General features: G+C 69.8%; 23 protein-coding genes. 19 read left to right on the top strand and 4 right to left on the bottom strand.

What is annotated here, in order from left to right:
• The first annotated feature begins 8 nt into the window (after window positions 1-8).
• Window positions 9-608: a maltokinase N-terminal cap-like domain-containing protein gene (locus tag NVV32_RS12365; RefSeq protein ID WP_422390350.1), complete on the top strand. Its 600-nt coding sequence runs from the start codon at window positions 9-11 to the stop codon at window positions 606-608.
• A gap of 55 nt (window positions 609-663) precedes the next feature.
• Here NVV32_RS12365 and ptsP read toward each other — a convergent pair whose 3' ends face one another.
• Window positions 664-2,349: a phosphoenolpyruvate--protein phosphotransferase gene (gene ptsP, locus NVV32_RS12360; protein WP_055768306.1), complete on the bottom strand. Its 1,686-nt coding sequence runs from the start codon at window positions 2,347-2,349 to the stop codon at window positions 664-666.
• 119 nt (window positions 2,350-2,468) lie between these two features.
• Between ptsP and NVV32_RS12355 the strand changes: the two genes are divergently transcribed.
• The 6 genes from NVV32_RS12355 (at window position 2,469) to NVV32_RS12330 (ending at window position 10,132) form a co-directional block, all read left to right on the top strand.
• A complete protein-coding gene (locus tag NVV32_RS12355) occupies window positions 2,469-3,197 on the top strand; it encodes a TetR/AcrR family transcriptional regulator (RefSeq protein ID WP_055768309.1) in 729 nt (242 codons plus the stop codon).
• Window positions 3,198-3,259: 62 nt separating this feature from the next.
• Window positions 3,260-5,251 carry a PTS mannitol transporter subunit IICBA gene (locus NVV32_RS12350; protein WP_422390349.1) on the top strand — a complete coding sequence of 664 codons (1,992 nt, stop codon included), beginning with the start codon at window positions 3,260-3,262 and terminating at the stop codon, window positions 5,249-5,251.
• Window positions 5,251-6,402 (top strand): mannitol-1-phosphate 5-dehydrogenase, encoded by a 1,152-nt coding sequence (locus tag NVV32_RS12345; RefSeq protein ID WP_422390348.1) that lies wholly within the window; start codon window positions 5,251-5,253, stop codon window positions 6,400-6,402. Before NVV32_RS12350 ends, NVV32_RS12345 begins: the two co-directional genes overlap by 1 nt.
• A 136-nt stretch (window positions 6,403-6,538) precedes the next feature.
• Window positions 6,539-9,103 carry a rhamnogalacturonan lyase gene (locus tag NVV32_RS12340; RefSeq protein WP_422392043.1) on the top strand — a complete coding sequence of 855 codons (2,565 nt, stop codon included), beginning with the start codon at window positions 6,539-6,541 and terminating at the stop codon, window positions 9,101-9,103.
• Window positions 9,104-9,221: 118 nt separating this feature from the next.
• Complete coding sequence (locus tag NVV32_RS12335; RefSeq protein WP_235498671.1) at window positions 9,222-9,671, top strand: BLUF domain-containing protein; 450 nt, start codon at window positions 9,222-9,224, stop codon at window positions 9,669-9,671.
• Between the two features lie 29 nt (window positions 9,672-9,700).
• On the top strand, window positions 9,701-10,132 hold the full coding sequence (locus NVV32_RS12330) for a DUF1801 domain-containing protein (RefSeq protein ID WP_055768316.1): 432 nt from the start codon (window positions 9,701-9,703) through the stop codon (window positions 10,130-10,132).
• Between the two features lie 25 nt (window positions 10,133-10,157).
• On the opposite strand, the gene NVV32_RS12325 is transcribed toward NVV32_RS12330, so the two are convergent.
• On the bottom strand, window positions 10,158-11,141 hold the full coding sequence (locus NVV32_RS12325; protein ID WP_422390347.1) for an acetylxylan esterase: 984 nt from the start codon (window positions 11,139-11,141) through the stop codon (window positions 10,158-10,160).
• 163 nt (window positions 11,142-11,304) lie between these two features.
• Here NVV32_RS12325 and NVV32_RS12320 point away from each other — a divergent pair, with 163 nt between their 5' ends.
• The 7 genes from NVV32_RS12320 to NVV32_RS12290 all read left to right on the top strand — a co-directional run bounded on the left by NVV32_RS12320 (window position 11,305) and on the right by NVV32_RS12290 (window position 17,996).
• Window positions 11,305-12,597, top strand: a complete 1,293-nt coding sequence (locus tag NVV32_RS12320; protein WP_055768323.1) for an ABC transporter substrate-binding protein — start codon at window positions 11,305-11,307, stop codon at window positions 12,595-12,597.
• Between the two features lie 19 nt (window positions 12,598-12,616).
• Entirely contained in the window at window positions 12,617-13,600 is a 984-nt protein-coding gene (locus NVV32_RS12315; RefSeq protein ID WP_422390346.1) for a carbohydrate ABC transporter permease, read from the top strand.
• A complete protein-coding gene (locus tag NVV32_RS12310; RefSeq protein WP_422390345.1) occupies window positions 13,597-14,517 on the top strand; it encodes a carbohydrate ABC transporter permease in 921 nt (306 codons plus the stop codon). The genes NVV32_RS12315 and NVV32_RS12310 overlap by 4 nt, the downstream gene beginning before the upstream one ends.
• Window positions 14,514-15,158 (top strand): hypothetical protein, encoded by a 645-nt coding sequence (locus tag NVV32_RS12305; protein WP_422390344.1) that lies wholly within the window; start codon window positions 14,514-14,516, stop codon window positions 15,156-15,158. Before NVV32_RS12310 ends, NVV32_RS12305 begins: the two co-directional genes overlap by 4 nt.
• A 90-nt stretch (window positions 15,159-15,248) precedes the next feature.
• Window positions 15,249-17,225: a beta-galactosidase gene (locus NVV32_RS12300; protein ID WP_422390343.1), complete on the top strand. Its 1,977-nt coding sequence runs from the start codon at window positions 15,249-15,251 to the stop codon at window positions 17,223-17,225.
• A gap of 91 nt (window positions 17,226-17,316) precedes the next feature.
• Window positions 17,317-17,637: an HPr family phosphocarrier protein gene (locus NVV32_RS12295; protein WP_422390342.1), complete on the top strand. Its 321-nt coding sequence runs from the start codon at window positions 17,317-17,319 to the stop codon at window positions 17,635-17,637.
• Between the two features lie 116 nt (window positions 17,638-17,753).
• Window positions 17,754-17,996, top strand: coding sequence for a hypothetical protein (locus NVV32_RS12290; RefSeq protein WP_422390341.1), 243 nt, complete (start codon window positions 17,754-17,756; stop codon window positions 17,994-17,996).
• A 77-nt stretch (window positions 17,997-18,073) separates the two neighbouring features.
• Here the strand turns inward: NVV32_RS12290 and NVV32_RS12285 are convergent, their stop codons facing one another.
• Window positions 18,074-19,213: a glutamate--cysteine ligase gene (locus NVV32_RS12285; RefSeq protein WP_055768341.1), complete on the bottom strand. Its 1,140-nt coding sequence runs from the start codon at window positions 19,211-19,213 to the stop codon at window positions 18,074-18,076.
• A gap of 236 nt (window positions 19,214-19,449) precedes the next feature.
• On the opposite strand from NVV32_RS12285, the gene NVV32_RS12280 reads away from it, so the two are divergent.
• The 5 genes from NVV32_RS12280 to NVV32_RS12260 all read left to right on the top strand — a co-directional run bounded on the left by NVV32_RS12280 (window position 19,450) and on the right by NVV32_RS12260 (window position 23,900).
• Window positions 19,450-19,797, top strand: coding sequence for a DUF6507 family protein (locus NVV32_RS12280; protein ID WP_422390340.1), 348 nt, complete (start codon window positions 19,450-19,452; stop codon window positions 19,795-19,797).
• Between the two features lie 2 nt (window positions 19,798-19,799).
• Window positions 19,800-21,155, top strand: a complete 1,356-nt coding sequence (locus NVV32_RS12275; protein WP_422390339.1) for a hypothetical protein — start codon at window positions 19,800-19,802, stop codon at window positions 21,153-21,155.
• Window positions 21,156-21,241: 86 nt separating this feature from the next.
• Complete coding sequence (locus tag NVV32_RS12270) at window positions 21,242-21,721, top strand: hypothetical protein (protein ID WP_422390338.1); 480 nt, start codon at window positions 21,242-21,244, stop codon at window positions 21,719-21,721.
• Window positions 21,718-23,049 carry a hypothetical protein gene (locus tag NVV32_RS12265; protein ID WP_422390337.1) on the top strand — a complete coding sequence of 444 codons (1,332 nt, stop codon included), beginning with the start codon at window positions 21,718-21,720 and terminating at the stop codon, window positions 23,047-23,049. The genes NVV32_RS12270 and NVV32_RS12265 overlap by 4 nt, the downstream gene beginning before the upstream one ends.
• A 53-nt stretch (window positions 23,050-23,102) precedes the next feature.
• Entirely contained in the window at window positions 23,103-23,900 is a 798-nt protein-coding gene (locus NVV32_RS12260) for a shikimate 5-dehydrogenase (protein WP_422392042.1), read from the top strand.
• 21 nt (window positions 23,901-23,921) lie between these two features.
• Here NVV32_RS12260 and NVV32_RS12255 read toward each other — a convergent pair whose 3' ends face one another.
• Window positions 23,922-25,814: an amylosucrase gene (locus NVV32_RS12255; RefSeq protein WP_422390336.1), complete on the bottom strand. Its 1,893-nt coding sequence runs from the start codon at window positions 25,812-25,814 to the stop codon at window positions 23,922-23,924.
• Between the last annotated feature and the right edge of the window lie 44 nt (window positions 25,815-25,858).

Raw genomic sequence — 25,858 nt, 5'->3', positions numbered from 1 at the left:
CTGGGCCCATGGCCCTCATCCACGACGTCACCCTGCGCCCCTCCAAGCTCGAGCTCCTCGTCGGGTGGCTGCCGCAGCAGCCCTGGGCGTCCGGGCTGTCGGGGGCACCGGCCCGCGTGGCATCCTTCCGCTTCGACGATCCCGAGGGCGAGGTGGGCGTGGAGACCCTGCTGATCGGCGTGGGGCCGGATCTGTTCCAGATTCCCCTGACCTATCGTGGCGCGCCGGTGGACGCGTGGACCGGGCACCTCGTGGGCACGCTCGATCATCCCGCACTGGGGCAGCGCTGGGTGTACGACGGCGTCGCCGATCCCGTGTACCTCGCCACCCTCGCGGAGGCGGTGTACGACGGCGCCCCGCAGGCCGAGCAGTTCCATGAGGTCGAGGGCCGGCGGTTACCGATCGAGCCCACCCTCACGCTCGCGTGGTCGGAGGGCGGAAACTTCAGCACGGAGTCCGCGGCGGACCGTGCCGTCGCCCGCCTGGAGACGGCCCGCGGACTGGTGCTGCTGTTCCGTACCCTCGACCCGCGCGCCGAGGTCGTCGGCCGGACAGCTCTGCTCGCCTCACGGGAGGACTGGACGGTGCAGCTCGCAGCCGCAGGCTAGACGACGGCGAAGGAGCGCGGCAGCGCCGCATGCGCCCCGACCGCCGTCCCGGGGGCTAGAGGCCGAGCTTCTCGAGCACCGGCAGTTCCGCCCGTGCGCGGGTCTTCGCCTCGGCCGCCGTGGGAGCGGCGACCGCGATCCCGGCGATCCGCTGGGCGTCGGCGAGCGTCACGCTGGCGAGCACGGCGCCCACCCCGGCGAGGGCGCGCGGCGTCATCGACAGCGTCGAGACGCCGAGCCCCACGAGGACGACGGCGAGAGCGGGATCCGCCGCAGCCTCGCCGCACACACCCACCGGCTTGTCGTGACCCTCCGCGGCGGAGCCCTGCACGGTCAGCTGCACCATGCGGAGCACCGCGGGCTGCCACGAGTTGTTGAGGGCCGCGAGTGAGCCGAGCTGGCGGTCGGCCGCCATGGTGTATTGCGTGAGGTCGTTGGTGCCCAGGCTCGCGAAGGCCACCTCACCGAGGATCGCCTCCGCCATGACCGCGGCGGAGGGGACCTCCACCATGACGCCCGGGGTCTGCAGACCGGCGGCGGCGCACATGCGGGCGAAGTCGGCCGCTTCCTCGGCGGTCGAGATCATCGGTGCCATGACCCACACGTCGGCGGTGGCCTGTGCTGCGGCATCGGCGATCGCCGCGAGCTGGCGCTCGAGGACACCCGGGGAGGTGAGGTCGGTCCGGTAGCCGCGGACGCCGAGGGCCGGGTTCGGTTCGGAGGCGTCGGTGAGGAAGGGCAGCGGCTTGTCGGCGCCCGCATCGAGCGTGCGCACCACCACCTTCCTGCCGGGGAACGCGTCGAAGACACCCTTGTACGCCTCGATCTGCTCCTCGGCCGTCGGTTCCGTGTCGCGTTCCAGGAAGCAGAACTCCGTGCGGAGCAGGCCGACTCCCTGGGCGTTCGCCTCGGCTGCCTTGACGGCGTCCTTCGCTCCGCCCACGTTGGCGAGCAGGGGGACCTCGTGACCGTCGGAGGTGACGCCCACGCCGTCGAACACGGTGAGGGCGGCGGCCGCCGTCCTGTAGGCCTCGGCGGCGGCTTCCTCCTCCGCGCCGGGATCGAGGGCGATGGTGCCCGCGGCGCCGTCCACGTAGACCACGGCGTCCTTCTCGATCCCGTCGACACCCGTCGCGGCGACGACGGCGGGCAGGCCCAGTGAGCGCGCGATGATCGCGGTGTGGGACTGCGGACCGCCACCCGAGGTGACGAGGGCGAGGACCATGGCGGGATCGAGTGTGGCGGTGTCGGCGGGGGCGAGGTCCTCGGCGACGAGGACGAAGGGCGTGTCGGAGGAGGGGATGCCGGGTGCTGGCAGGCCGCGCAGTTCGGCGACGATCCGCGCCCGGACATCCAGGACGTCGGCCGTCCTCTCGGCCATGTAGCCGCCGAGGTTGTGGAGCATCTCGGCGACCGATGCGCCGGCCTCCCACACGGCGCGGGCCGGGGACGTTCCCTTGGTGATCAGCTTCGTCGCGGACTTCAGCAGCATGGGGTCCGCAGCCATGAGTGAGGTCGCCTGGAGCACGGCCTTCGCGTCGCCCTTGGCGATGCCGGCGCGGCGCTTCAACTCCTCCTGCACCGCCTTCGACGCGGTCTTCAGTGCGGCGACGGCCTCGTCGGGAGCGTCCGGGGAGTCGTGGCGTTCACCTGCGGGAGGTTCGCTGACGGGTGTCGGCATGTGGCGGACGGGTCCGATCACGCGTCCGGGACTGACTCCGACCCCTGCGAAATTCTCCATTGAACGTCCTCGTTTCCTTGCCGGTGGTGGTCTCGGTCTAACACCATTGTGCCGCCGGACGCAAAGGGCTTGTGTGAGCCACTTCATATAACGGTGCTATAGGTGTTACGGTAGCAGGCATGAAAAAGGTAGGCGAACCCGCGCCTAAGACCAGGCTGCTCAGGGCCGCTGCGGCATTGCTCGCGGAGTCCAACGGCGAGCCCGTCTCGACCCGGCAGATCACGGAGGCCGCCCGGGTGTCGGCGCCGACCCTGTACCACCACTTCGGTGACAAGGAGGGCCTGTTCGACGCCGTCGTCGCGGAGGGCTTCTCCGAGTATCTCGACGGAGAACGATCCCTCCCCACCTCGGGCCAGCCCATCGAGGACCTCCGGATGCACTGGGACAACCATGTGCAGTTCGGGCTCGACCACCCGCATCTCTATCTCGTCATGTTCGGCAACATCCGCCCGGAACGCCGCCCGTCGATGGTGGCGAGTGCCGAGGCGTTCCTCGAGGAGGTCCTCGCCCGCGCCGCCGAGGCGGCCCGCCTCGTGGTCTCGCCCCACGAGGCTGCACGGAGCATGCTCGCGGCCAACATCGGCGTCACGCTGATGCTGATCGCGGAACCGGCCGCCAAACGCAACCTCGAGCTCTCCGCCATGACCCGGGAGGCCGTGATCTCCGCGGTCGCCACCGATTCGGAAGCGGACCCGGTGACCGACACCGAGGGGACGCCGTCGGTCGTCGTGGCCGCGATCGCCCTCAACGCGGCGCTCCAGTCCTCACATCCGGACCAGCTCTCCAGTTCGGAACTCAAGCTCTTCCTCGAATGGCTCCAGCGGATCTCCAGCAGATCCGGGAGCTGACGCGCTTCACCCACCACCCATCCCTCCCGGCAGAGTTGCGGGGACAACGGTAAGGAAAGAATGTGGCAATACAAGTAGAGGCACGATCCGGCACCAGTGCCCGGGTCCGCGTGCAGAAGTTCGGAGCCTTCCTCTCCGCGATGATCATGCCCAACATCGGTGCGTTCATCGCCTGGGGCCTGATCACTGCGCTGTTCATCGAGGCCGGATACTTCCCCGTGGGCGTCCTCGGCGGTTTCGGGGAGAACGCGGCGGGGGATCCGAACGTGGGGCTGGTCGGCCCGATGATCACCTACCTGCTGCCGCTGCTCATCGGCTACACCGGCGGCAAGATGATCTACGAGACCCGCGGCGGAGTCGTCGGCGCCGCTGCCACGATGGGCGTGATCGTCGGGACGAGCATCCCGATGTTCATCGGTGCCATGATCATGGGCCCGCTCACCGCGTACCTCATGAAGAAGCTCGACTCCATCTGGGACGGTAAGATCCGCCCCGGCTTCGAGATGCTCGTCAACAACTTCTCCGCGGGAATCTTCGCGGCGCTCATGGCGGTCTTCGGCCTGCTGGCCGTCGGCCCCGTGGTGACCCTGTTCAGCGACGCCGCGGGCAGGGGCGTGGACTTCCTGGTCAGCAACGGCCTGCTGCCCTTCACCAGCATCCTGATCGAGCCGGCGAAGATCCTCTTCCTCAACAACGCCATCAACTACGGCGTGCTCACACCCCTTGCCACGCAGGAGGCCACCGAGACGGGGAAGTCGCTGCTGTTCCTGCTCGAGGCCAACCCCGGCCCCGGTCTCGGCCTCCTGCTCGCCTACGCGATCTTCGGCCGCGGCATGGCCAAGGCCTCCGCCCCCGGCGCCATCATCATCCAGTTCCTCGGCGGCATCCACGAGATCTACTTCCCCTACGTGCTCATGAAGCCCCTCATGGTCCTCGCCGTGATCGGCGGCGGCATGGCCGGGATCTTCACGCTCGTCCTCACGGGAGCCGGCCTGCGTTCGCCCGCGGCGCCGGGCAGCATCATCGCCGTCTACGCGGCGACGGCGTCCGACAGTTTCGTGGGCATCACACTGTCCGTCCTCATGGCAGCAGCGGTCAGCTTCCTCATCGGCTCCGTCATCCTCAAGACCTCGAAGGCCTCGGACGACGACGACATCTCGGGTGCCGCAGCCAAGATGGAGGGCCTGAAGGGCAAGAAGAGCTCGGTCACCGGGAACTTCGCGTCCTCGTCGGCCACCGACGGTCCCATCCGCTCGATCGTCTTCGCCTGTGACGCCGGAATGGGCTCCTCCGCCATGGGCGCCTCGGTGCTGCGCAACAAGATCAAGGCCGCCGGCTTCCCGGACGTCAAGGTCACCAACTCCGCCATCGCCAATCTGAAGGACGACTACGACGTCGTCGTCACGCACCAGGACCTCGCCGCACGCGCCGAGCCCCTGACGCGGAGCGCCACGCACGTGGCCGTCGACAACTTCATGAACAGCCCGCGGTACGACGAGATCGTCGAACTGGTCCGCGCCAGTGCGGCGGCCGAGGGCGGCGTGGACCCGAAGGCCCCGATGCCCGCAGCAGCGGCATCCGAGGTCGACGACGTCAGCGACGGCGATGCAGCCGGGGGCGGCAACGACGTCCTGGCCGAGGAGAGCGTCGTCCTGCACGGCAGGGCCACGACGCAGGAGGACGCCATCAACGAGGCGGGCCGCCTGCTGGTGGATCGCGGCGCGGTGGATGCCACCTACGTCGCCGCCATGCACGAGCGCGAGAAGTCGGTCCCGACCTACATGGGGAACTTCCTCGCCATCCCGCACGGTACCAATGCGGCGAAGGACCTGATCAAGCGCTCGGCCGTGTCGATCGTGCGCTACCCGGAGGGCATCGACTGGAACGGCAAGCAGGTGAAGTTCGTGGTGGGCGTCGCAGGCGTCAACAATGAGCACCTGTCCATCCTCTCGGCGATCGCCCGTGTCTTCTCCGACAAGGACCAGGTGGCCAAGCTCGACGAGGCCACCTCGGTGGACGAGGTCCTCGCCCTCTTCGGAAAGGTCAATGCGTAGTGAAGGCAGTACATTTCGGTGCCGGCAACATCGGACGCGGCTTCGTGGGGCTCCTGCTCCACGAAGCCGGGTACGAGGTGGTCTTCGCCGACGTCGCGGACGCCCTGATCGATCAGCTGGCCTCGACGCCCGGCTACGAGGTCCACGAGGTCGGGGAGGAGCCCGCGGTGAAGACGGTGGACAACTACCGCGCCCTGAACTCGCGCTCGCAGGAGGAGGAGGTGGTCGCGGAGATCGCCTCGGCCGAGATCGTGACCACCGCCGTGGGACCCAATGTCCTGAAGTTCCTGGCTCCGGTCATCGCCCGGGCCATCGCCCAGCGCGACGCCGGGTCGGCACCCCTGCAGGTCATGGCGTGCGAGAACGCCATCAACGCGACGGATCTCCTGCGGCGCGAGGTGGAACAGGTCTACGAAGGTGCTGACCTCACGGCCCGGGCGGTCTTCGCCAACACGGCCGTCGACCGGATCGTGCCGAACCAGGCCGAGGGTCAGGGTCTCGACGTGACGGTGGAGACCTTCTTCGAGTGGGTCATCGACCGCACGCCGTTCGCGGGCCGGGCTCCGGAGATCCCGGGGGCCACCTACGTGGACGACCTCGCCCCGTACATCGAGCGCAAGCTGTTCACGGTGAACACCGGACATGCCTCGGCCGCCTACTTCGGCTACGCGGCCGGTGTGGACAAGATCGCCGACGCGATGGCGGACGAGGGGATCGCGGGCAAGGTGCGCGCGGTCCTCGACGAGACCAAGCAGCTGCTGGTGTCGAAGCACGGCTTCGACGAGGCGGAGCAGGAAGCGTACGTCCAGAAGATCCTGCGCCGTTTCACGAACCAGCACCTGCCGGACACGGTGGTGCGCGTGGGACGAGCGCCGCTGCGGAAGCTGAGCCGTCATGAGCGCTTCGTGGGACCGGCTGCCGAACTGGCTGAGCAGGGCGTCCACCCGGCAGCCCTGCTCGAGGCGATGCGGGCGGCGTTGACCTTCACGGCGCAGGACGATCCGGAGGTCGCGGCGCTGGCCGAGATCCTCGTATCCCAATCCCCGGACGAGGCGACGACGTCGATCACCGGCCTCGGGGCGGATCACCCGCTGTACGCCCCGGTGCGGGACCTGATCGCGCAGCACGTGCCGGGGCACCACCCGGCGTAGGGCCCGGACCTGCATCGCAGGGAAGGGGGAGAGGGGGCGGCTTCGGCCGCCCCCTTTTCGCGTGCCTGCCCTTGACGGATCCCGGGGGGACTCCTAGCGTGTTAAGGAAAGCGTTTTCCAAATAGAGGATTCAATGATGAGTTCGGTACAGAAAACAGCACGGCCCGTCTGCGTCGCCCTGACCGCCGGAGTCCTCCTCACCGCCGGCCTGTCGGTCCCCGCCCTCGCCCAGGGCGGGGGGACGGCGAACGCGGCGCCGATCGGCGGGGTCCAGCTCGAATACCTCGACCGCGGCCTGGTCGCCGCCGCCACGCCGCAGGGCGTCTTCCTCAGCTGGCGCCTGAGTGCCACCGAGGCGGCGGAGGGAGCGGCCGGCGCCGGCGGACCCGACTTCACGGTGTACCGGGACGGACGACCGATCGCGACGGTCACGGACAGCACGAACTTCCTTGATCCCTCCGTCACCGGGCCCGCCGCAGCGGGTGCTGCGCGCTACAGCGTCGCAGCCGTCGTCGACGGACTCGAGGTGGACCACAGCGCCGAGGTGGACCCCTGGGCCCAGGCGTCTACCGACCTCCCGCTGGACCGACCGGCCGACGGTGTCACGCCGGCAGGGGAGGCCTACACCTATGCGGCGAACGACATGAGCGTCGGGGACGTGGACGGTGACGGCTCCTACGAGTACTTCGTGAAGTGGGACCCCTCGAACTCGAAGGACGTGTCGCAGGTCGGGTACACGGGCAACACCTATGTCGACACGTACGCCGCGGACGGTCGACTGCTCAGCAGGATCGACCTCGGGGTGAACATCCGCTCCGGCGCCCACTACACGCAGTTCATGGTGTCCGACTTCGACGGCGACGGCCGCTCGGAGCTGATGCTGAAGACGGCGCCCGGCACGAAGACCACCACCTACGGCCCGGACGGTGGCGTGCTCTCCGAGGAGTACGTCACCCTGCCCCAGGCAGACGTCGCTGCAGGTTTCGGCGACACCGACGACTACCGGCTCAGTGCCGCGGGGTACTACGAGCACGTCGTCGACCTCTTCTCCGGCTGGCAGGACCACCCCGAGGTGGCCGCCGGGAACTGGCCCGCCACCCTCGAGGAGGCCTTCGGGATCGAACCCCGGTACGAGTACCCGCTCTCCGACGCCGACGCGCGGGCCATGGCCGACTACTTCATGGACGTCTACGCCCCGTCCCGCAGTGCCCGCAACAACCTCCGCGCGTTCGAGGGCTTCATCGTGGACGGGCCCGAGTACCTGAGCGTGTTCGAGGGGGCCACCGGAGCCGAACTGGAGACCGTGCCCTACGAGCCCGGCCGCGGTGACGACGGCCTGATGTGGGGCGACTACGCGATGGCGCGGATCGAGCCGGGCAACCGCGTGGACCGCTTCCTCGCGGGCGTGGCCTACCTCGACGGTGAGAACCCGTCGGCCGTCTTCGCACGCGGCTACTACACGCGGGCCACCGTCGTCGCCTACCGCTGGGACGGTGAGCAGCTGACGCGCGACTGGTCCGTGGACTCGGGCCACGTCCCCATGTCCAACCCCTTCAACGACGGACCGCACGGTGGCACGGGCACCAGCCCCGACTTCGGGACCCTCACCGGGCAGGGCTTCCACTCCCTGAGCGCAGCCGATGTGGACGGCGACGGGCGGCAGGAGATCGTCTACGGCAGCGCGACCATCGACGACGACGGCTCGCTCCTCTACAGCTCCTTCGACACCCTCCCCGCCGGGAGCGCCGCTCCGGGCACGGTGGCGAAGCTCGGTCACGGCGATGCGATGCATGTCACGGACATCGACCCCGACCGTCCGGGCCAGGAGATCTTCTCGGTCCACGAGGGCGCCACGGGTGCACCCTACGGATGGGCCATGCGTGACGCCTCGAACGGCGAGGTGCTCTTCGGGGGGTACACGGGCAAGGACACCGGACGCGGCATGATCGGTGACGTCGATCCGGCCGTCCGGGGCCTGGAGAACTGGGCCGTCGGACTCCGCTCGGCCTCGGGCACGCTCCTGCAGCCCGCCGGGTACGGCACCAACATGAGCATCCGCTGGGCCGGGGACGGCACCACGCAGCTCGTCAACGGATCGGGGAACCAGACCCCCACCATCGATGACGCACGCCGTGGCCGGCTGCTGACGGCGACCGACACACGGACCAACAACGGAACCAAGGGCAATCCGTCGCTCGTCGCCGACGTGTTCGGCGACTGGCGCGAGGAACTCCTCGTCCGGACGGCGGACAGCTCGGCGATCAGGATCTTCACGAGCACCGAGGTGACGGACCGCAAGCTGTACACGCTGATGCACGACCCCCAGTACCGCGCGGAGATCGCCCGGCAGAACACGGCCTACAACCAGCCCGCATACACGAGCTTCTACCTGGCCTCCGACACCGACCTCGCGTCGGTGCCGGTGCCGGACGCCTTCCTGCCCGGCGCCCTGCCGGCCCTGCAGCGGCAGCTCGAGGAGTTCATCGCCTCCGGCCGGGTCACCGGGCCGGCCGCGCAGCAGCTCCGCGCCCCGCTCGATCAGGCACGGCGCGCGGTGGACCGGGACCAGGCGGGGCAGGCCGCTCGTGCCGTGGAGAAGTTCATCGACCGGCTGGGCAGGGACAAGCCGGGCTCGGTCGAACGACAGGCGCGCACGACGCTGGAGCGCTCGGCGTCCCTGGTCCTGCCGACCCTGCACTGACGGGGGCGGACGGAAGTGTCCGGCAGGGCCGCGTGCGGACGGGTACGCGGCCCTGCCGGATCCATGCCCGGAGGAAGTGGCTCGTTCCACGCCGTGATTGTCGGTTAGATTGGCAGGTGTGACCAACGCTTCCCGTGACCTGCTGTCGATCGTCTACTCCAGCAGCGCTGCTCATCCCTACGACGACGAGGGCCTCGGCGCCCTGCTCGCGCTGTGCAGGGCGAACAACGCCCGTCACGAGCTCACGGGCATGCTGCTCTACCGCAACGGGCGTTTCCTGCAGGTCCTCGAAGGGCCGGAGGACCAGCTGCGGCGCCGGATGTCCATCATCGCCGCGGACCCCGAGCACACGGACGTGCGGGTCCTGCTGCAGGAGACCATCGACGAACGCCAGTTCCCCGACTGGACGATGGGCTACGAGCCCGTGTCGGAGACCCTCGAGGAGGACGTGCCGGGCTACCGGAGCACGTTCTCGGATCTCGAGCGCGAGCAGGAACCCACGCACTCGCTGCAGGCGCTCAAGGAACTGATCCGCTGGTTCCAGGACCGTGCCGTCCAGCTGCGCTGATGGTCCCGACGGCGCCGGAGTCCTGACCCATGGGCGATCCCGTCGCGCGACCCACCGCTGAGGACCCCGCGGCCTTCCTCGCAGCCGTCCAGCACCCCGTTCGCCGCGGGGACGGGGAGGCGCTCGCAGCCCTGATGGGCGCGGTGACCGGTGCGCCCGCCACGATGTGGGGACCGTCCATCGTGGGCTTCGGCTCCTACCACTACAGATACGCCTCCGGCCACCAGGGTGACGCCGCAGCCGTCGGATTCTCCCCGCGGAAGGCGCACCTCGTCCTGTACGGACTGACCTACGGCCCCGGCGCGGGGGAGTTGCTCGCGCGTCTCGGGAAGCACCGGCGTGGAGCGGGATGCCTCTACGTGAACACCCTGGCCGACGTCGACCCGGGCGTGCTGCGTCTCCTGGTCGCGGGTGGCTACGACCACGCGACGACGGTCCTGCACGTACCCCGGCAGTCCTGAGGACCGCTCGCAGCACGCCGCACGTTCAGCCGGCCACGATTTCACGGACGAACGCCAGGTGCTCGACGTCCTGGAAGGCGCCGCCCTGCTCGTGGCCGTTGTACGGGTAGACCTTCATCCGGGTAGGGCCTGCATAGTGGTTGTGCGCCGCGAAGACGCACGACGGCGGGCACACGTCGTCGAGCAGTCCCACGGAGAACAGTGCGGGCATGGTGCTGCGCGCGGCGAAGTTCACGCCGTCGAAGTAGCTCAGCGTCCGGAAGACGGCGTCGACGTCGTTGCGCCTGGTCCCGAGGTATCTCGAGATCTCCGCGTAGGGCGCCGTGTCCACGATCTCGGTGGCGCGCCGCATGTGCGCGAGGAAGGGGACGTCGACGATCGCGGCCACCGGAGGGACGCCGTTCACACGCTGGGTGAGTGCCGCCGTGGCGAGGGTGATACCCCCGCCCTGGCTCCCGCCCGAGATGACGATCCGCGACGCATCGATGGCGGGGTGGTCTTGCGCCGCCGACACGGCGTGCACCGCATCCACGAAGAGCCGCCGGTAGTAGTAGGTGTCGGGGTCCTCGATGCCCAGGGTCATGAAGCCGCCGGAGTGCGGCCCGGCGAGGGGGCCGTCCTTCGTGTCCCCCGTCCTGTGCCCGGCACCCTGGCCGCGCAGGTCCATCACGAAGTGGGCGTAGCCGGCGCTCGGCAGGCCCGTCCATTCGCCGAGGAGGCCGCGGCCGCCACCGTACCCGATGTACGTGATGATCGCCGCCAGCGGGCCCTCCACGTGCCGGGGTCGTAGCAGCCAGCCTTTCACGGGCTGACCGTCGAAGCCGGCGAAGGTCACGTCCTCGGTGACGAGCTGCGAGTACCCGGCATCGACCTCCTCGAACATCGGGGGTGCCAGATGGATGCGCTGCTCCCCGAGCGTGCGGTCCCAGAAGGAATCGAAGTCGGCGGGCTCGTCACGCTCGGGGCGGTATCGCTGCAGTTCGGCGAGCGGCATGTCGAATTGGGGCATGGGGTGCATCCTTTCACGTGCCGGATGAGCGAGGATAGTGGGCGACGATGTCCCGCCCTCATCCGACTGTTGACCATTGATACGATTCAATCTACGCTGTGGGATAACGCTTTCCCGAAGCGTCCCACGATGGCTGACGATGAAGTTTTCCAGGAGGACAACGATGTTCCGCACTCTTACACGGCGCACCCTGACGGGTGTCGCGGCCCTCGCGGCCACCGGGTTGGTCCTGACCGGTTGCGGCGGTGGCGGGAATGAGCCGGCCGCCCTCGACACCGAGGAGCAGATCACCCTCAACTACACCTTCTGGGGTAACGACGACCGCGCTGCGCGGTACGACAAGGCGATCGCCGCGTTCGAGGAGGAATACCCGAACATCACGATCAACGACACCTTCACCGACTACCCCTCCTACTGGGAGAAGCGTCAGACCGAGGCTGCCGGTGGTGGCCTGCCCGACGTCATGCAGTTCGACTACACCTACCTCCGCCAGTACGGCGACAACGGCCTGCTGCTGAACCTCGAGGACTACTTCGGCAACGGCGTCACGACCGACGCGATCGACGAGACCCTCCTGGCGACCGGCACGCTGGAGGACGGGACCTTCGCCATCCCCACCGGCTACAGCGCCTGGTCCGTGTTCCAGAACCCGGGTCTGCTCGCGGACACCGGGGTGGAACCCTACGAGGGTGGCACCAGCTGGGAGGACTACGACGCCTACATGGCCGCCGTGACCGAGGCGGGTGGCGGGACCGTCTACGGCGGCACCGACACGACCCAGCGCATCCAGGACCTCGAGCTGAAGCTGCGGCAGCAGGGCCGTGAACTGTTCACCGAGGAAGGTGAGCTCAACTTCACGCAGGAGGAGCTGGCCGAGCACTGGACCGAGGGCCAGGAGAACCGCGACAGCGTCACCGTCCCGCAGAGCAAGCTGGAGGAGATCAACCCGGTCTCCGGCTTCGGCGGATCCATCACGACCAGCGAGATGAGCTGGAGCAACTTCCTCGGCGGTTACCTCGGCGACTCGGGGGCCGAGGAGATCACCATCGTGGCCCCTCCCACGAGCAACCCCGACGAGAAGGACCTGTACCGCAAGGTCGGCCTCATGCAGGCTGCGTCCGCCCAGACGGAACATCCCGAAGCTGCCGCAGCATTCGTGGACTTCCTCATCAACAGCCCCGAGGTCGGCGAGATCTTCGGTGCGACGCTCGGTATCCCCGCCTCGGAGACCCAGCTCGAGGGAGCGAACCTCGAGGGACCCGACCAGGCCGTGAAGGACTACCTCGATTCGATCGAGGACCGCATCGGTGACGCCCCGGCGGCACCCGTCAACGGCTTCGGCGCCATCGAGCAGACCTTCTGGGACCTCGGCAAGTCGATCGGCCTGGGCGCAGTCACGCCGGAGGACGCCGCGAAGCAGTTCTTCGACGAGGCCGCCGTCACGCTCGGTAACTAGCAGGACAAGGAGTCAGCCCGTGACCACGGATTCGGCGCATGCGCCGGCAACACCACGCACCGCCGCATCCGGTGCCCGTCCGGCGGACCATCGCCGGACGGGCTCGCCCCGGCCCCGCCGCAGGAACCGGGACACGGTCGCCGGCTACGTGTTCCTCTCGCCCTGGCTGCTCGGCTTCGTCGGGCTCACCCTCGGTCCCATGCTGGCCTCGCTGTACCTGGCCTTCACGGACTACAACCTCTTCACCGCCCCGGAGTGGACGGGCCTCGAGAACCTCACCCGGATGGCCGGCGACGAGCGGTTCTGGGCTTCGGTGAGGATCACGCTGATCTACGTGCTCGTCGGGACGCCGATCAAGCTCGCAGCCGCGCTCGCCGTGGCCATGCTGCTGAACTACAAGGCCCGGGGCACGGGATTCTTCCGCTCCGCGTTCTACGCGCCGAGCCTCATCGGTGCCAGCGTGAGCATCGCCCTCGTGTGGCGAGCCATGTTCTCCACCGAGGGACCGGTGGACACCACGCTGAACCTGTTCGGCATCAACATGGGCGGCTGGATCGGTAACCCGTCGCTGATCATGCCGATGATGATCCTGCTGGCCGTGTGGCAGTTCGGCGCCCCCATGGTCATCTTCCTCGCCGGGCTCAAGGGCGTCCCCGCAGAACTGTACGAGGCGGCGTCGGTCGACGGCGCGAAGTCCTGGCGCAAGTTCATCAGCGTCACGGTGCCGATGCTCTCGCCGGTGATCTTCTTCAACCTGCTGCTGGAGATGATCAACGCCTTCCAGATCTTCGCCTCGGCCTACATCATCGGCTCCGGGACCGGCGGACCCGGGGGAGCCACGAACTTCTACACCGTGTACCTCTACACCCGGGCCTTCGCGAACAACCAGATGGGCTATGCCTCGGCCATGGCCTGGGTCCTCCTGCTCGCGGTCGGAGTCCTGGCCTTCATCCTCTTCCGCACCTCCAAGAGCTGGGTCCACTACGCAGGAGACTCCAAGTGACCACGATCGAATCGAACCCCGCCGTCCCGGTGCCGGTGGACCCGGACCACCGGAGGCAGTCCGGGCCGCGCCGGCGGCCCATGCGCCGCCACCTCCCGACAGCCCTCTGGATCGTAGGGATCCTGGCGCTGACGGCTGTCGTCCTCTATCCGCTCCTGTGGATGTTCTCGGCGTCGTTCAAACCCAATGCGGAGTTCGGCAGCAACCAGGGGCTCCTCCCGGAGAACCCCACCTTCGACAACTTCGTGAAGGTCATGCAGGGCATCGCCGGCATCCCCACGTGGAAGTTCTTCCTGAACTCGCTGATCCTCGCCGTCGGCGCCGTGATCGGTACCGTGATCTCCTCGTCGATGGCCGCCTACGCGTTCTCGCGCATCACCTTCAAGGGCAGCAAGATCCTGTTCGCCGCCATGATCGGGACGCTGCTCCTGCCGTTCCACGTGCTGATCATCCCGCAGTACATCATCTTCCGGAACCTCGGCCTGATCGACACCTTCTGGCCGCTGCTCGCCGGCAAGTTCCTCGCCACCGAGGCGTTCTTCGTCTTCCTGATGGTGCAGTTCATCCGCAACCTGCCCCGTGAGCTCGACGAGGCCGCGCGCATCGACGGCTGCGGCCACGGGCGGATCTTCCTGTCCATCACGCTGCCGCTCATCAAGCCGGCCCTGATCACGTCGTCGATCTTCGCGTTCATCTGGAGCTGGAACGACTTCCTGGGTCCGCTCCTGTACCTGAACTCCCCGGACAAGTACCCCCTGCCGCTGGCGCTGAACATCTTCAACGACCAGACGAGCACGTCCGACTACGGCGCCACGATCGCCATCTCGGTGCTGGCGCTGCTCCCGGTCATGCTGTTCTTCATCATCTTCCAGCGGTTCCTCGTGGACGGTGTCGCCACCCAGGGCCTGAAGGGATGACCCGGGGCCGGCGGGACGCTGCTGCCGAGCGCGGGCGCCTCTCGGCCGTCCGCGACGGCAGCGCCGTGCGCTGGCCCGGGGCGACGGCGAGGTTCGCCCTGTTCGGCGAGGTGCTCTGGGTCGGCGTCCTGTGCTGTGTCGCCGCCCTGGGGATCATCACGCTCCCGGCGTCCCTCGCGGCCGGGTCCGCGCATCTCCACCGCTTCCTCCGCGCAGAGGACTCCACGGTGCGGCAGTTCGTGGCCGACTTCACCGCAGCGCTGCGCACCGGCTGGCCGGCGGGGATCGGCGTGCTGGTCGCGGCGGGGCTGCTCCTGCTGGACATCGTCGTCGCCGGCTCGGGCCTCCTGCCCGGCGGGCCCCTCGTCCTGGGGGCCGGGATCCTGCTCCTCGTCGGGCTGCTCTGCGGCGTCGCGGGCACCACGGCGCGCTGGTACGCGACGCGCTCCTGGCGCGCCGCGGTGCTCCTGTGGCTCAGCGACGCACGCCAGGACCCGGCGGGGATCCTGTGGCTCGCCGCCGCCGTCGTGCTCACCGCCGTGGTCGCCTGGCAACTTCCGCCGCTGATCGTCCCGGGTGTAGGCTGCCTGGTCTTCGCGGCCCTGGCGACGTCCGTGCGGGAGCGCCGGCGACGCTCCTGACGGCCCCGGCGGCACCGCGTTCCGATCCGACCCGGATCTGATCCCGTCCACCCGCATCATCCGCAGCACCGGCAGATCACAGGAGACCACGTGCACTACGGCGCCGATTACAACCCCGAGCAATGGCCCGAGGAGGTGTGGCCCGAGGACGTCGCCCGGATGCGCGAGGCCGGCGTCACGCTGGTGAGCCTCGGCATCTTCTCCTGGGCGCGCATCCAGCCCTCCGAGCACGAGTTCGACTTCGCGTGGCTGGACCGCGTCATCGGCCTGCTGCACGAGGGCGGCATCGCCGTGGACCTCGCCACGGCCACGGCCTCACCGCCGCCCTGGGCGACCGTCGCCTACCCGGAGATGCTCGCGGCCGACGAGAACGGGACACCCTACTGGCACGGCAGCCGGCAGCACTATGCGCCGTCGTCGCCCGCCTACCGCAGGCTCGCTGCGGCTCTCGTGACGAGGATCGCCGAACGCTACGCGGGACACCCCGCCGTGGTCCTCTGGCACGTGAACAACGAGTACGGCTGCCACCTGAACACGGACTACTCCGACGCCGCGCGTGACGCGTTCCGCGGTTGGCTCCAGCAGCGCTACGGCTCGATCGACGCCGTGAACGAGGCCTGGGGCACGATGTTCTGGTCACAGCGCTACGGCACCTTCGCGGAGATCTTCCCGCCGCGGCACGCGCCGTACAGCCACAACCCGGGCCAGCTGCTCGACTACCGCCGCTTCACCTCGGACATGCTCCTGGAGTGCTACCGGATGGAACGGGACATCATCCGGGCGGCCGGGGCCACGCAGCCCGTCACCACCAACTTCATGGGCGCGTTCAAGCCCGTGAACTACGCGCAGTGGGCGGCGGAACTCGACGTCATCAGTGACGATCTCTACCCGGACCCGAACGACCCTGAGAGTTTCCGCGAGGGGGCGTTCCACGGCGACCTCATGCGCTCGCTCAAGCCGGGGACGCCGTGGCTGCTCATGGAACAGGCCTCGAACGCCGTGAACTGGCGGCCCACCAATGCCCCGAAGGCACCGGGCCAGCTCGCCGCGCAGAGCATGCAAGCGGTCGCACGCGGGGCGGACGGCATCCTGTTCTTCCAGTGGCGGCAGTCGAGGGCCGGATCCGAGAAGTTCCACTCCGGCATGCTGCCGCACGCCGGGACGCGGACGCGCACGTGGGGCGAGGTGACGGCCCTCGGCCGCACCCTCGCGAGCCTGCCCGATCTGCCGGCCGGCGACGGCTCGGCGCTCGTCGCGCTCCTGATCGACTGGGAGAACTGGTGGGCGATCGAGAACCCGGACCACCCCGTACCGCTGGACTACCTGTCGCTGCTGCGCGGCTGGTACGACGCCGCCCACCGCCTCCACGTGCAGGTCGACCTCCTGCCGCCGACGGCGGACCTCGCGCCGTACGACGTCGTCCTCGCGCCACACCTCTATCTCCTCACCGCGCAGGCCGCCGCCAACCTGCAGGGCTTCGTCCACGCGGGTGGGCATCTGCTGGTCACGGCGTTCTCCGATGTCGTCGACGAGCACGACAGGTTCCGCCCCGGCGGCTTCGGCACCCAGCTGCGGGACCTGCTGGGGATCGTCGTCGACGACTTCGGCGCGCTGGTGCCCCCGGGATCCGCGGGTCCCGGCCAGCAGCATGCGCGGGTGCGGGGCGAGGCCATCGCCTTCGAGGGCTCCCTCCTGGCGGAGGAGGCACACGCGGTGGATGCCGACGTCCTGGCACGGTTCGACGGCGGGCGTGAGGAGGGCCGTCCTGCCTTCACCGTCGCGGCCCGGGGGGACGGCCGCGCCTACTATCTCGCGACCGTCCCCGACGCCGGCGGCGCGCGCCAGGTGCTGCAGCAGGTGTTCGCCGGTGCCGGGGTGGAACCCGTACTGCCGGACCTGCCACCGACGGTCGAAGCCATCCGGCGCGGCTCGCTGCTGACCGTGATCAACCACGGGAACCGGACCGCGGAGGTCGGCCTCCGCGGCGAGGACGTCCTGGGCGGCGGAGCGGTGGACGGCGTGAGCCTGCAGCCCTTCGGGTACGCCGTCGTCCGCACCGGCGACTGACCGGACGGGAGAGCCGGGTCCGCGCCGGATTTCCGGTCGATCCCTGCAGCGGAGGCGGGTAGATTTCTCGTTGGGCCCGCAGGACGGACGCGTGCAGCCCATCGCGGGCCACGCGAGCGGATCGGGCAGGAGGCAGGACATGGTGGACGAGGTGGTCATCGGCGATCCCCATGGTCTTCATGCCGCCCTCGCCCGACGGATGGCGGACCTCGTGGAGGGATCGGGCTGCGATGTGCGCCTCCACCGATCCGCCGAGCCGCAGAACGCCGCCGACGCTGCCCGGCTGCTGGATGTCCTCGGGCTCGGCCTCGGAGCGGGAGAGACCGTCCTGGTGACGTGCTCCGGTCCGGGGGCGGAGGGAGTCCTCGCCGGGGTCGTGGCCCTGCTCGTGGCAACTCCACCCGTCACCTAGGCGCATCACCCCACCGGTCGATGCCGGCACGTCCCACAGAGTGCCGGTGGGCGCAACGACCTCGTGGGCGGCCGTCCGCCCTGCGGCCGGACGGTGCTCCGGCCTAGGCTCGGTGGATGGAACAGCCGAGCGGGAACCACCATCTGAAGGACCTGGGCAGCACCGAGGGGATCGATCCGACGGACGTCGGCCAGATCCAGGACGGGCCCCTGACGGCGGCCGACGAGGTCGACCTCATCGCGAACCAGGCCGTGCCCGACGGCGACCCCTCCCCGCAGACGGCCGCCGGCAATCTCGGCCTCGAGGATGCCCCGGCGGACAACCCGACGACCGACGACCGCTTCACCGGCGGACGATAGGGCCACCGGCAGGCCACGGCAGGCCACGGCAGGCGGGCGACCGGCCGGCAGCTCCTGCAGGACCGGCCGCGCGGACACTAGGCGCGCAACTGCTCCACCATGTCGAGCACGACGGCGCGGAGGTCGCCGTCGTTCTCCTCGGCGATCCGCCGTTGACGCTGGTAGCCGGCGCCGCGCCGCATGATGTCCTCGACGTCGGCGAGTTCGCTGCTGCAGCCGAGCTCGGCGGCGATGGGCTCGAGCCGGTTCAGGACCTCGACGAGGTGCTCCGTGACGAGCTGCTCGTTGCCGTCGGCGTCGAGGATGATGATCGCGTCCAGGCCGTAGCGGGCAGCCCGCCACTTGTTCTCCTGGATGTGCCATGGCTGCATGGTGGGGATGGTGCCGCCGGCGTCGAGCGCCCGCGAGAACTCGTGGACCAGGCACTGGGTGAGGGCAGCGACGGCCCCGACGTCCTGCAGGGTCGAGAGGCCGTCGCACACGCGCATCTCCACCGTCCCGAGGTTGCCCACGGGGCGGATGTCCCACCGGATCTCGCTGACGGAGTCGATGACGCCCGTGGTGGACATGTCCTGCACGTAGGACTCGTAGCCCGACCAGTCGTCGAAGTGGAAGGGGAGTCCCGCGGTGGGCAGCTGCTGGAACATGAGGGCCCGCTGCGACGCGTAGCCCGTGTCCTCGCCGCCCCAGAACGGGGACGATGCCGAGAGCGCCTGGAAGTGGGGGAAGTAGTTGGTCAGTCCGTCGACCACCGGCAGGGCCTTGTCCCGCGCGTCGAGGCCCACATGGACGTGCACGCCGTAGATGACCATCTGCTGGCCCCACCACTGGGTGCGGTCGATCAGCTTGGCATAGCGCTCCTTGTCCGTGACGGGCTGGGATCGGGGCGCGCTGAAGGGGTGGGATCCGGCGCAGAACAGTTCGATGCCCATGGGGTCGGTCACTTCCCGCACGGCGGCGAGGGAACGGGAGAGGTCCTCCTTCGCCTCCGCCACGGTGCTGCAGATCCCCGTGACCAGCTCGACGGTGTTGAGCAGCAGCTCCTGCTTGATGTGCGGGTGCTCCTCGTCCTCCTGGAGCTCGGGGTGGTTCGCGCTGACCCCGCGGAGCACCTGGTCGGCCACTGAGACGAGTTCGCCGTTGTACCGGTCCACGAGGGCGAGCTCCCACTCGACGCCGAGGGTGGACTGCGCTGACTGGGCGAAATCGATCTTCAAGGAGACGCTCCTGGAACGGTACGGGAAGGGGTGCGGACGCCTCGTCGATGCGCCGTCGCAGGGAGGACTGTCCCCAGTGTAGTGACGGAGCCGGGTGCAGCGATGCGTCCCCGGGTCGACGGTGGGACAGGATGGGGAGTTCTCCCCATCGCCCGGAACCCGCATCAGCACCTAGAGTGCAGGAGGGACGCGGCGCTCAGGCCGCCGTCCGGAGCTGAACGCATGGGGGAATGGATATGGCGATACCGGGGTACGACATCGACGTGGCCGCATGCCGGGGCGTGCTGGCCGGCGTGACGGCCGAGAGTGTGGAGATCGACACCGCGCGCGCCGACCTCAGCTCGGCGATCGATGCGGCGATGACGGCCTCCCGCAGCCAGCAGATCGGCGGAGCCCTCATCGCCCTATGGAACAACGTGCTGGTCCTCCAGTGCGAGGCCGCGACGACCAGGGTGGAGAACGCCGTGAACGGTGTGGGTGCTGCGATCAACGCCTATGTGGAGGGGGACGCCGCCATGGCGGACACCGCCCGCGCCCGCGTGACGGAGATGCCCTCCCTCGACATCGACGACGCGAAGGAGTGACGGTGGGCTTCGACACGAGCGGCCTGGACGACTGGGCGCTGACCGCCGACCTCGACGCCGCAGCCGCGGAGATCGCCACAGCGGGGACCGCGGTCAGCACCGCCGTCGACGGCCTGGCCACCAGCTGGTCGGGACTGTCCGCCTCCTACAGCGCACCCGAGCAGGTCGACGTCCTCGCGGTGTTCAGCAGCATCACACCCCACGGGGACGTCCTCGAACTCGCCGCCGCGCAGGCGAAGACGGCGCTGACGGCCTTCGCGGACACCGTCCGGCAGCTCGAGGCCCGGCGTTCAGCCCTGCTCGGCGAGGTGGCCGCCTTCGAGGCGGACCCGCCACGCGTCGATCCCGCCGATCCGGATTCGGACGTCGACCAGCTGCAGCAGGGCCTGCTGCAGCACGACATCACTGCGCTGGCGCAGGACTACGACGACGCGGTCCTCGCGTGCGTCGCGGCACTCAACGGCATCGACGGCACCACCGACGACACGGTGAGCACCCTGAGCGGGCCCGAGGTGGGACTGGTCGTCGCGGGCGGAACCAACTACTCGGGCACCTACACGTTCAAGCGCGTCGACATCACGGCCTACCGCCAGGTCCCCATGCCGTGGCAGGACTTCAGGTTCACACCCCTCGATCCGAACCTGCCGCTCACGCCGGCGGAGATCGCGGGGAGCCGGTACCTGACCATCGACGGCCGCGACGTCCACATCAGCAGCCCGGACCACCCCGACTACGGCCGCACGGTGTCCGAGGCCTACACGCGCAACGGGTTCGTGCCCGCGGTGGATTGGCGTCCGTCGGTGAACCAACGGCTCTACGACAGCTCAGCGGCCTACCGGGCGCGCGTGGACGCGAACCCCTCCAACTGGCGCATCCCCGATCCGGCGGCGCCGAGGCCCACCTTCGGCGAGCTGCCGAACGGGCTGAAGGGCATCAGGATCGGCGGCGGCGTGCTCGCGGTGGGGATGGCGGGACTGACCATCGCGGACGAGCGCGGCAAGGCCTACGACCGTCTGCTCGTCGAGCACCCGGAGATGAGCGAGGCGGACCGGAACGCCCGGGCCACCGAGCTCGGCGTGGTGCGCGGTGGGGCGAAGACCGCGTTCGACGTCGGTGCGGGCATGACGGGCGCCGCTGTCGGGACCATGATCGGCGGTCCGGTGGGTACGGTGATCGGCTTCGGCGTAGGCATGGGCATCTCCTACCTGGCGGACCAGGAACTGCCGGACTGGCTGGGCGGGGAGAGTGTCAAGGACGCCGTCGCGGACGGTGCGGAGGCGGCGTACGACGCCGGTAAGGAGGTCGTGTCCGACATCGGCGGAGCGATCTCGGACGGATGGGACTCGGTCTTCGGCTAGGCTGGCCGCGCCGCCGAGCGTTCGACGCCGACGCCCGGCCGAGGACCCTGTGATCCTGCCCGCCCCTTCGCCCCACGGAGCCCCTGATGTCCCCGATCCTCCTGTTCACCGCCCTCCCGCTGGGCCTCTTCCTGATCGTCGCGAGCATCGCGACGATCCGCCGGACCTGGACCTTCCTCGTGGTGGGGGACGGGTTCCTGCCGGGCAAGCCCAGCCTGGCGATGCTGCCGATCGGCGTCTTCCTGGTGGGTATCGCCGTCGATGACGCCCTGCTCGACCTGCCCCAGCCCGCAGCCGGGCTGGTCGGTCTCGTCCTGACCGCCTGCCTGGCTCTGGGCCTGCTCGGCTGTTTCTTCATGCCACGCTTCCTCCAGCCCCGCTGGATGAGGGAGTCCGACGACCGCATCAGGAACGGGACGGACGCCTTCTCCCGGAAGTACGGGCCGACGGACGGACAGGAGGGCGGGCAGCAGGACGGCGCACCCCGGGACCGGACACCGACCCGGACGGACACCCCGATGCAGGACCCGATGCAGGACCCGACGCAGGACCGGAAGGCGCCATGACCACGCAGCTCGATCAGGGGTGGACCTGGGAGACGGCCGGCCCCGTCTCCGTCCCGCGGCTCGGCGCCTGGCAGCGGCTGTCCGAGCGCGGCGCCGCACTGGTGCTCGCGCATCCCGAGGTCCCCGAGGGGACGTTCCGGCCGAATCTCGTCGTGCGCCTCGGTGAGAGCGGCGGTGCATCACTCGCCCTGCTCGCGACGAGGGCCGTCATCTCCTCCCTCCGGTCCCTGCCGGGAGCCCATGTGGTCGGGCACGAGGAAGCGACCCTCGGCGGACATCCCGCCCGCCGCCAGAAGATCACGTACGAGGAGGCCGGCCAGGCCGTCTGCGCCGTGCGGTGGCTCTGCGTGATCGGCGGGCTGTCCCTCGAGATCACCTGCAGTTTCGCGCCCGAACAGCTGCTCGGGATGGAACCCCTCCTTCACCGGATGGTCTCCCTGGCGACCGTCGAGGCAGGGCCGACCACGCCGCCCACCACGCCGCCCACCACGCCGCCGGCCGGGGCTCCGGCGGCGACAGGTCCCGAGCCGGCCCTCGACCGGACCGCCTCCGAGCACCTGGGGCGTCCCCTCGAGGATCTCTCCCGCATCGCCGCCGTGCAGCCGTTCGTCGCCGGCGGCCACCTCGTCGGTGACGAGGCCCTCGGCCTGCTGATGAGCCGTGCCGAGGACCGCGTGGGCGCCGTCCATCCGGCCGAGGAGGGTCCGCTGCGTGCCGAACTCGTCGCAGCCGGTCTGCTCGACGCGACGGGTGTGCCGACGACGGCGGGACGGCAGCTGCTCGCCCCGCTGAGGGAGCGGACCTTCTCCTTCACGGTCGGCGCCTCCCGCGCCGATCTCGCGACCTCCCTCACGGCGTGGGTCGGCCCGGCCGGTGCCTTCCTGGTGTCCGGACCGGCGCCGGCAGGGGACCCTGCGACCCCGGCGCTCGGCCGGAGCCGGGTGCAGGCCGTGAACGCCGCGAGCCTGCCCGCCCTGATCGTCTCCTGGCTGGGCGTGGGACCCGCCTGGAGCTACACCGGCGAGCATCTCGCCCTGACCGCGGAGGCCTTCGCCCGCCGGCTCGAGAACGGCCCGGTCACCAGTCCGCCGGGCCGCGATCCGGGCCTGGTCCGCTTGTGGCGGGAGCCGTGGCTCGCCTGGTCGCTGCAGGACGCCGGCTCGGAGGCGCCGGCGAGCACGTGGCTCTCGGCAGGCACGGCGGGTCAGCACCTCGTCTTCGTGAACGGGACAGGAGGCGTGGAGCTCGAACCGTTCCAGTCCGCCGCCGTGTGGAGCGTCCTGGCCCGTCACGTGCACGACGGCATGGTGCGCCTGGGCGCCTACTAGGCCGGACGCCGCACGGCAGGGAGAATGGCCGGGTGCCCATCCTGAACAAAGACATGACCCTCTGCATCTCCCTGGCAGCCCGGCCGAGCAACATCGGCACGCGCTTCCACAACTACCTCTACGAGGAGCTGGGGCTGAACTACATCTACAAGGCGTTCACCACCACCGACCTCCCGGCCGCCGTCGCGGGGCTGCGCGGCCTGGGCATCCGGGGATGTGCCGTGTCCATGCCCTTCAAGGAGGACGTGATCCCGCTCGTCGACCGGATGGACCCGTCGGCCACCGCGATCGACTCCGTGAACACCATCGTGAACGACGACGGCGTCCTGACCGCCTACAACACGGACTACCTGGCCGTCGAACGGCTGCTCCGCGAGCACGCTGTCCCGTCGGCATCCTCCGTGCTGGTCCGGGGTTCGGGCGGCATGGCGAAGGCTGTCGTCGCCGCCCTGCGGGACTCCGGGTTCGAGCGGGTCACCGTCGTCGCCCGCAACGAGCGGACCGGGCGGGCGCTCGCCGGCCTGTACGGCTTCGACTGGCGTGCCGAGGTCGGCGATGCGGTGGCCGATCTCCTGCTCAACGTGACCCCCCTGGGCATGGCGGGCGCGGACGCGGATGCCCTCGCCTTCCCGCAGGCCGCGGTCGACGCCGCGCGGGTGGTGTTCGACGTCGTCGCCTCCCCGTCGGAGACGCCCCTGGTCCTCGCCGCGAGGGCGGCCGGGAAGCCCGTCATCACCGGGGCCGAGGTGGTGGCCCTGCAGGCGGAGGAGCAGTTCGTGCTGTACACGGGGATCAGACCCACGCCGGAGCAGGTCCGTGCGGCGGGGGAGTTCTCGCGCCGGGAGGCCTGACGCACGCGGCCGTCGCCGTCGTCAGACCCGCAGCCACCGCACGGCGTACGGTTCGAGGGTCAGCGCGGTGTCGAGGCGGATCACCCCGCCCCCGATGAGGTCGACGGCCGTCCGGGGCAGCCCGGACAGCGTGGTGGACGCGATCACCTGATGGGTGTCGGCGACATTGGCGAACACGACGACGGTGGAGTGCTCGCCGTCGAGCAGCCCGGGTCGCTGGTACCCCAGGACGTGCGGGTTGTGCGTGTGGAAGGGCAGGAGCCGCCCGCCGGCGAACTCGGGCGTGCGCTTCCGTATGCCGATGAGTCCCGACAGGCCGCTGAAGAGGGCGCCTGCCCCGGTGGCGGGGTCCGTCCTCGCGGCGTAGCGCTCGGCGGGGTAGGCGGGCCGTCCCACCCAGCGGCTGTCCCCGGCCTTCGCGGGATCGTCCACGTAGGAGTAGTCGTTCAGCTGGCCCACCTCGTCCCCGAGGTAGAGCAGCGGGATGCCGCCCGTGCTGAGGATGATGGAGTGGGCCAGGAGGATGCGGGCCACGGCGGCGCCGTCGCCGGCCTCCAGTCCCGCGAGGGAGGCCGTGGTGCCCGAGATACGGCAGTCGCCGGTGCGCGGATTGTCCTGGAACGGGACACCGCGCGCGAAGCTGTCCGGGAAGCGGTCCACGTAGAAGGCGTTGAGGAACCGGCGGTGGTCGTGGCCGTCGATCCCGAGTTCCGCGGCGTCCTCGTCGGAGAAGGTCCACCCGATGTCGTCATGGCTGCGGACGTAGTTGACCCACGCGGTCCCGTCGGGGAGGTCGTGCCGGCGTTCCAGCGCCTGGGCGAGGAGGGAGGCGTCCCGCGTGGCGAGCGAGTTCCAGATCAGGGCCATCTGCAGGGGGTTGTAGCTCAGCTGGCACTCGCCCGGGTCGACGTACTGCACCACCTCGTCGGGGTGCACGATCGCCTCCGACTTGAACAGGAGCGACGGCGCCGCGAGGCGGCACACGGCGTTGAAGGCCTGGAGGAGGAGGTGTGCCTCGGGCAGGCTCTCGCAGGTGGTGCCGAGTTGCTTCCAGATGAAGGCGACGGCGTCCATCCGGATGATGTCGACGCCCTGGTTCGCGAGGTGGAGCATCTCGCCGGCCATGGCCCGGAAGACCTTCGGATTGCGGTAGTTCAGGTCCCACTGGAAGGAGTAGAAGGTGGCCCAGATCCAGCGTCCGTCCTCGAGCTGCACGAAGGAGCCGGAGTGGTCGTCGGGGAAGATCTCGCGTACCGTCCGCTCGTAGGCGTCGGGCAGCTCGCGGTCCGGGTAGATCCAGTAGAAGTCGGCGTAGTCGGGGTCGCCGGCAACGGCCCTGCGCGCCCAGTCGTGCTCGTTGGAGGTGTGGTTGAAGATGAAGTCGACCACGAGGGCGATCCCCTCCTCGCGGAGCTCCCGGGCGAGGTCCGCGAGGTCGTCCATGGTCCCGAGCCGGGGATCGACGTCCCGGTAGCTGGACACGGCGTAGCCGCCGTCGGAGTTCGCCTCGGGCGCGAGGAAGAGCGGCATCAGGTGCAGGTAGGTGAGCCCGAGTTCGCGGAAGTAGGGGATGCGCTCGCGTACACCGGCGAGATCGCCGGCGTACAGGTCCACGTAGCAGACGCCCCCGAGCATCCTGTTCGACCTGAACCACTCGGGTGCCATGGCCCGCGACGCGTCGATGTCCTTGAGGTCCGCCGGGCGCTCCTGCCAGGAGCGGGCGGCGTCCAGCACCACCTGCACCAGCTCCGCGTCCGCGTCCGGCCCGTAGATCCGGTGGAACAGGGACTGCACGCGCGGGAACTCCGTGTCGAAGCGGGCCTCGAAGGACCTCCACTCGGCATCCGGCGTGTCCGCCGAACGGGCGGACTGCAGCTCTGCTCGGATGCGGTCCTCGGCCCGTGGCGTGGTCATCCGTCAACCCTATTCCAGGCGGATGCAGGAAGCGCCGCGTCCCT

Source organism: Arthrobacter sp. N1, from assembly GCF_048288285.1.
Classification (GTDB): Bacteria; Actinomycetota; Actinomycetes; order Actinomycetales; family Micrococcaceae; genus Arthrobacter_D.
Note: the sequence above shows the minus strand (reverse complement) of the source record. Positions and strands in the feature narration are given on the sequence as shown.

Excerpts from the sequence above, each read along its gene's own strand:
- NVV32_RS12365 (WP_422390350.1), top strand. The coding sequence starts at position 9 with ATGGCCCTCATCCACGACGTCACCCTGCGCCCCTCCAAGCTCGAGCTC.
- ptsP (WP_055768306.1), bottom strand. The coding sequence starts at position 2,349 with ATGGAGAATTTCGCAGGGGTCGGAGTCAGTCCCGGACGCGTGATCGGA.
- NVV32_RS12355 (WP_055768309.1), top strand. The coding sequence starts at position 2,469 with ATGAAAAAGGTAGGCGAACCCGCGCCTAAGACCAGGCTGCTCAGGGCC.
- NVV32_RS12340 (WP_422392043.1), top strand. The coding sequence starts at position 6,539 with ATGAGTTCGGTACAGAAAACAGCACGGCCCGTCTGCGTCGCCCTGACC.
- NVV32_RS12330 (WP_055768316.1), top strand. The coding sequence starts at position 9,701 with ATGGGCGATCCCGTCGCGCGACCCACCGCTGAGGACCCCGCGGCCTTC.
- NVV32_RS12325 (WP_422390347.1), bottom strand. The coding sequence starts at position 11,141 with ATGCCCCAATTCGACATGCCGCTCGCCGAACTGCAGCGATACCGCCCC.
- NVV32_RS12320 (WP_055768323.1), top strand. The coding sequence starts at position 11,305 with ATGTTCCGCACTCTTACACGGCGCACCCTGACGGGTGTCGCGGCCCTC.
- NVV32_RS12305 (WP_422390344.1), top strand. The coding sequence starts at position 14,514 with ATGACCCGGGGCCGGCGGGACGCTGCTGCCGAGCGCGGGCGCCTCTCG.
- NVV32_RS12290 (WP_422390341.1), top strand. The coding sequence starts at position 17,754 with ATGGAACAGCCGAGCGGGAACCACCATCTGAAGGACCTGGGCAGCACC.
- NVV32_RS12280 (WP_422390340.1), top strand. The coding sequence starts at position 19,450 with ATGGCGATACCGGGGTACGACATCGACGTGGCCGCATGCCGGGGCGTG.
- NVV32_RS12270 (WP_422390338.1), top strand. The coding sequence starts at position 21,242 with ATGTCCCCGATCCTCCTGTTCACCGCCCTCCCGCTGGGCCTCTTCCTG.
- NVV32_RS12265 (WP_422390337.1), top strand. The coding sequence starts at position 21,718 with ATGACCACGCAGCTCGATCAGGGGTGGACCTGGGAGACGGCCGGCCCC.
- NVV32_RS12260 (WP_422392042.1), top strand. The coding sequence starts at position 23,103 with ATGACCCTCTGCATCTCCCTGGCAGCCCGGCCGAGCAACATCGGCACG.
- NVV32_RS12255 (WP_422390336.1), bottom strand. The coding sequence starts at position 25,814 with ATGACCACGCCACGGGCCGAGGACCGCATCCGAGCAGAGCTGCAGTCC.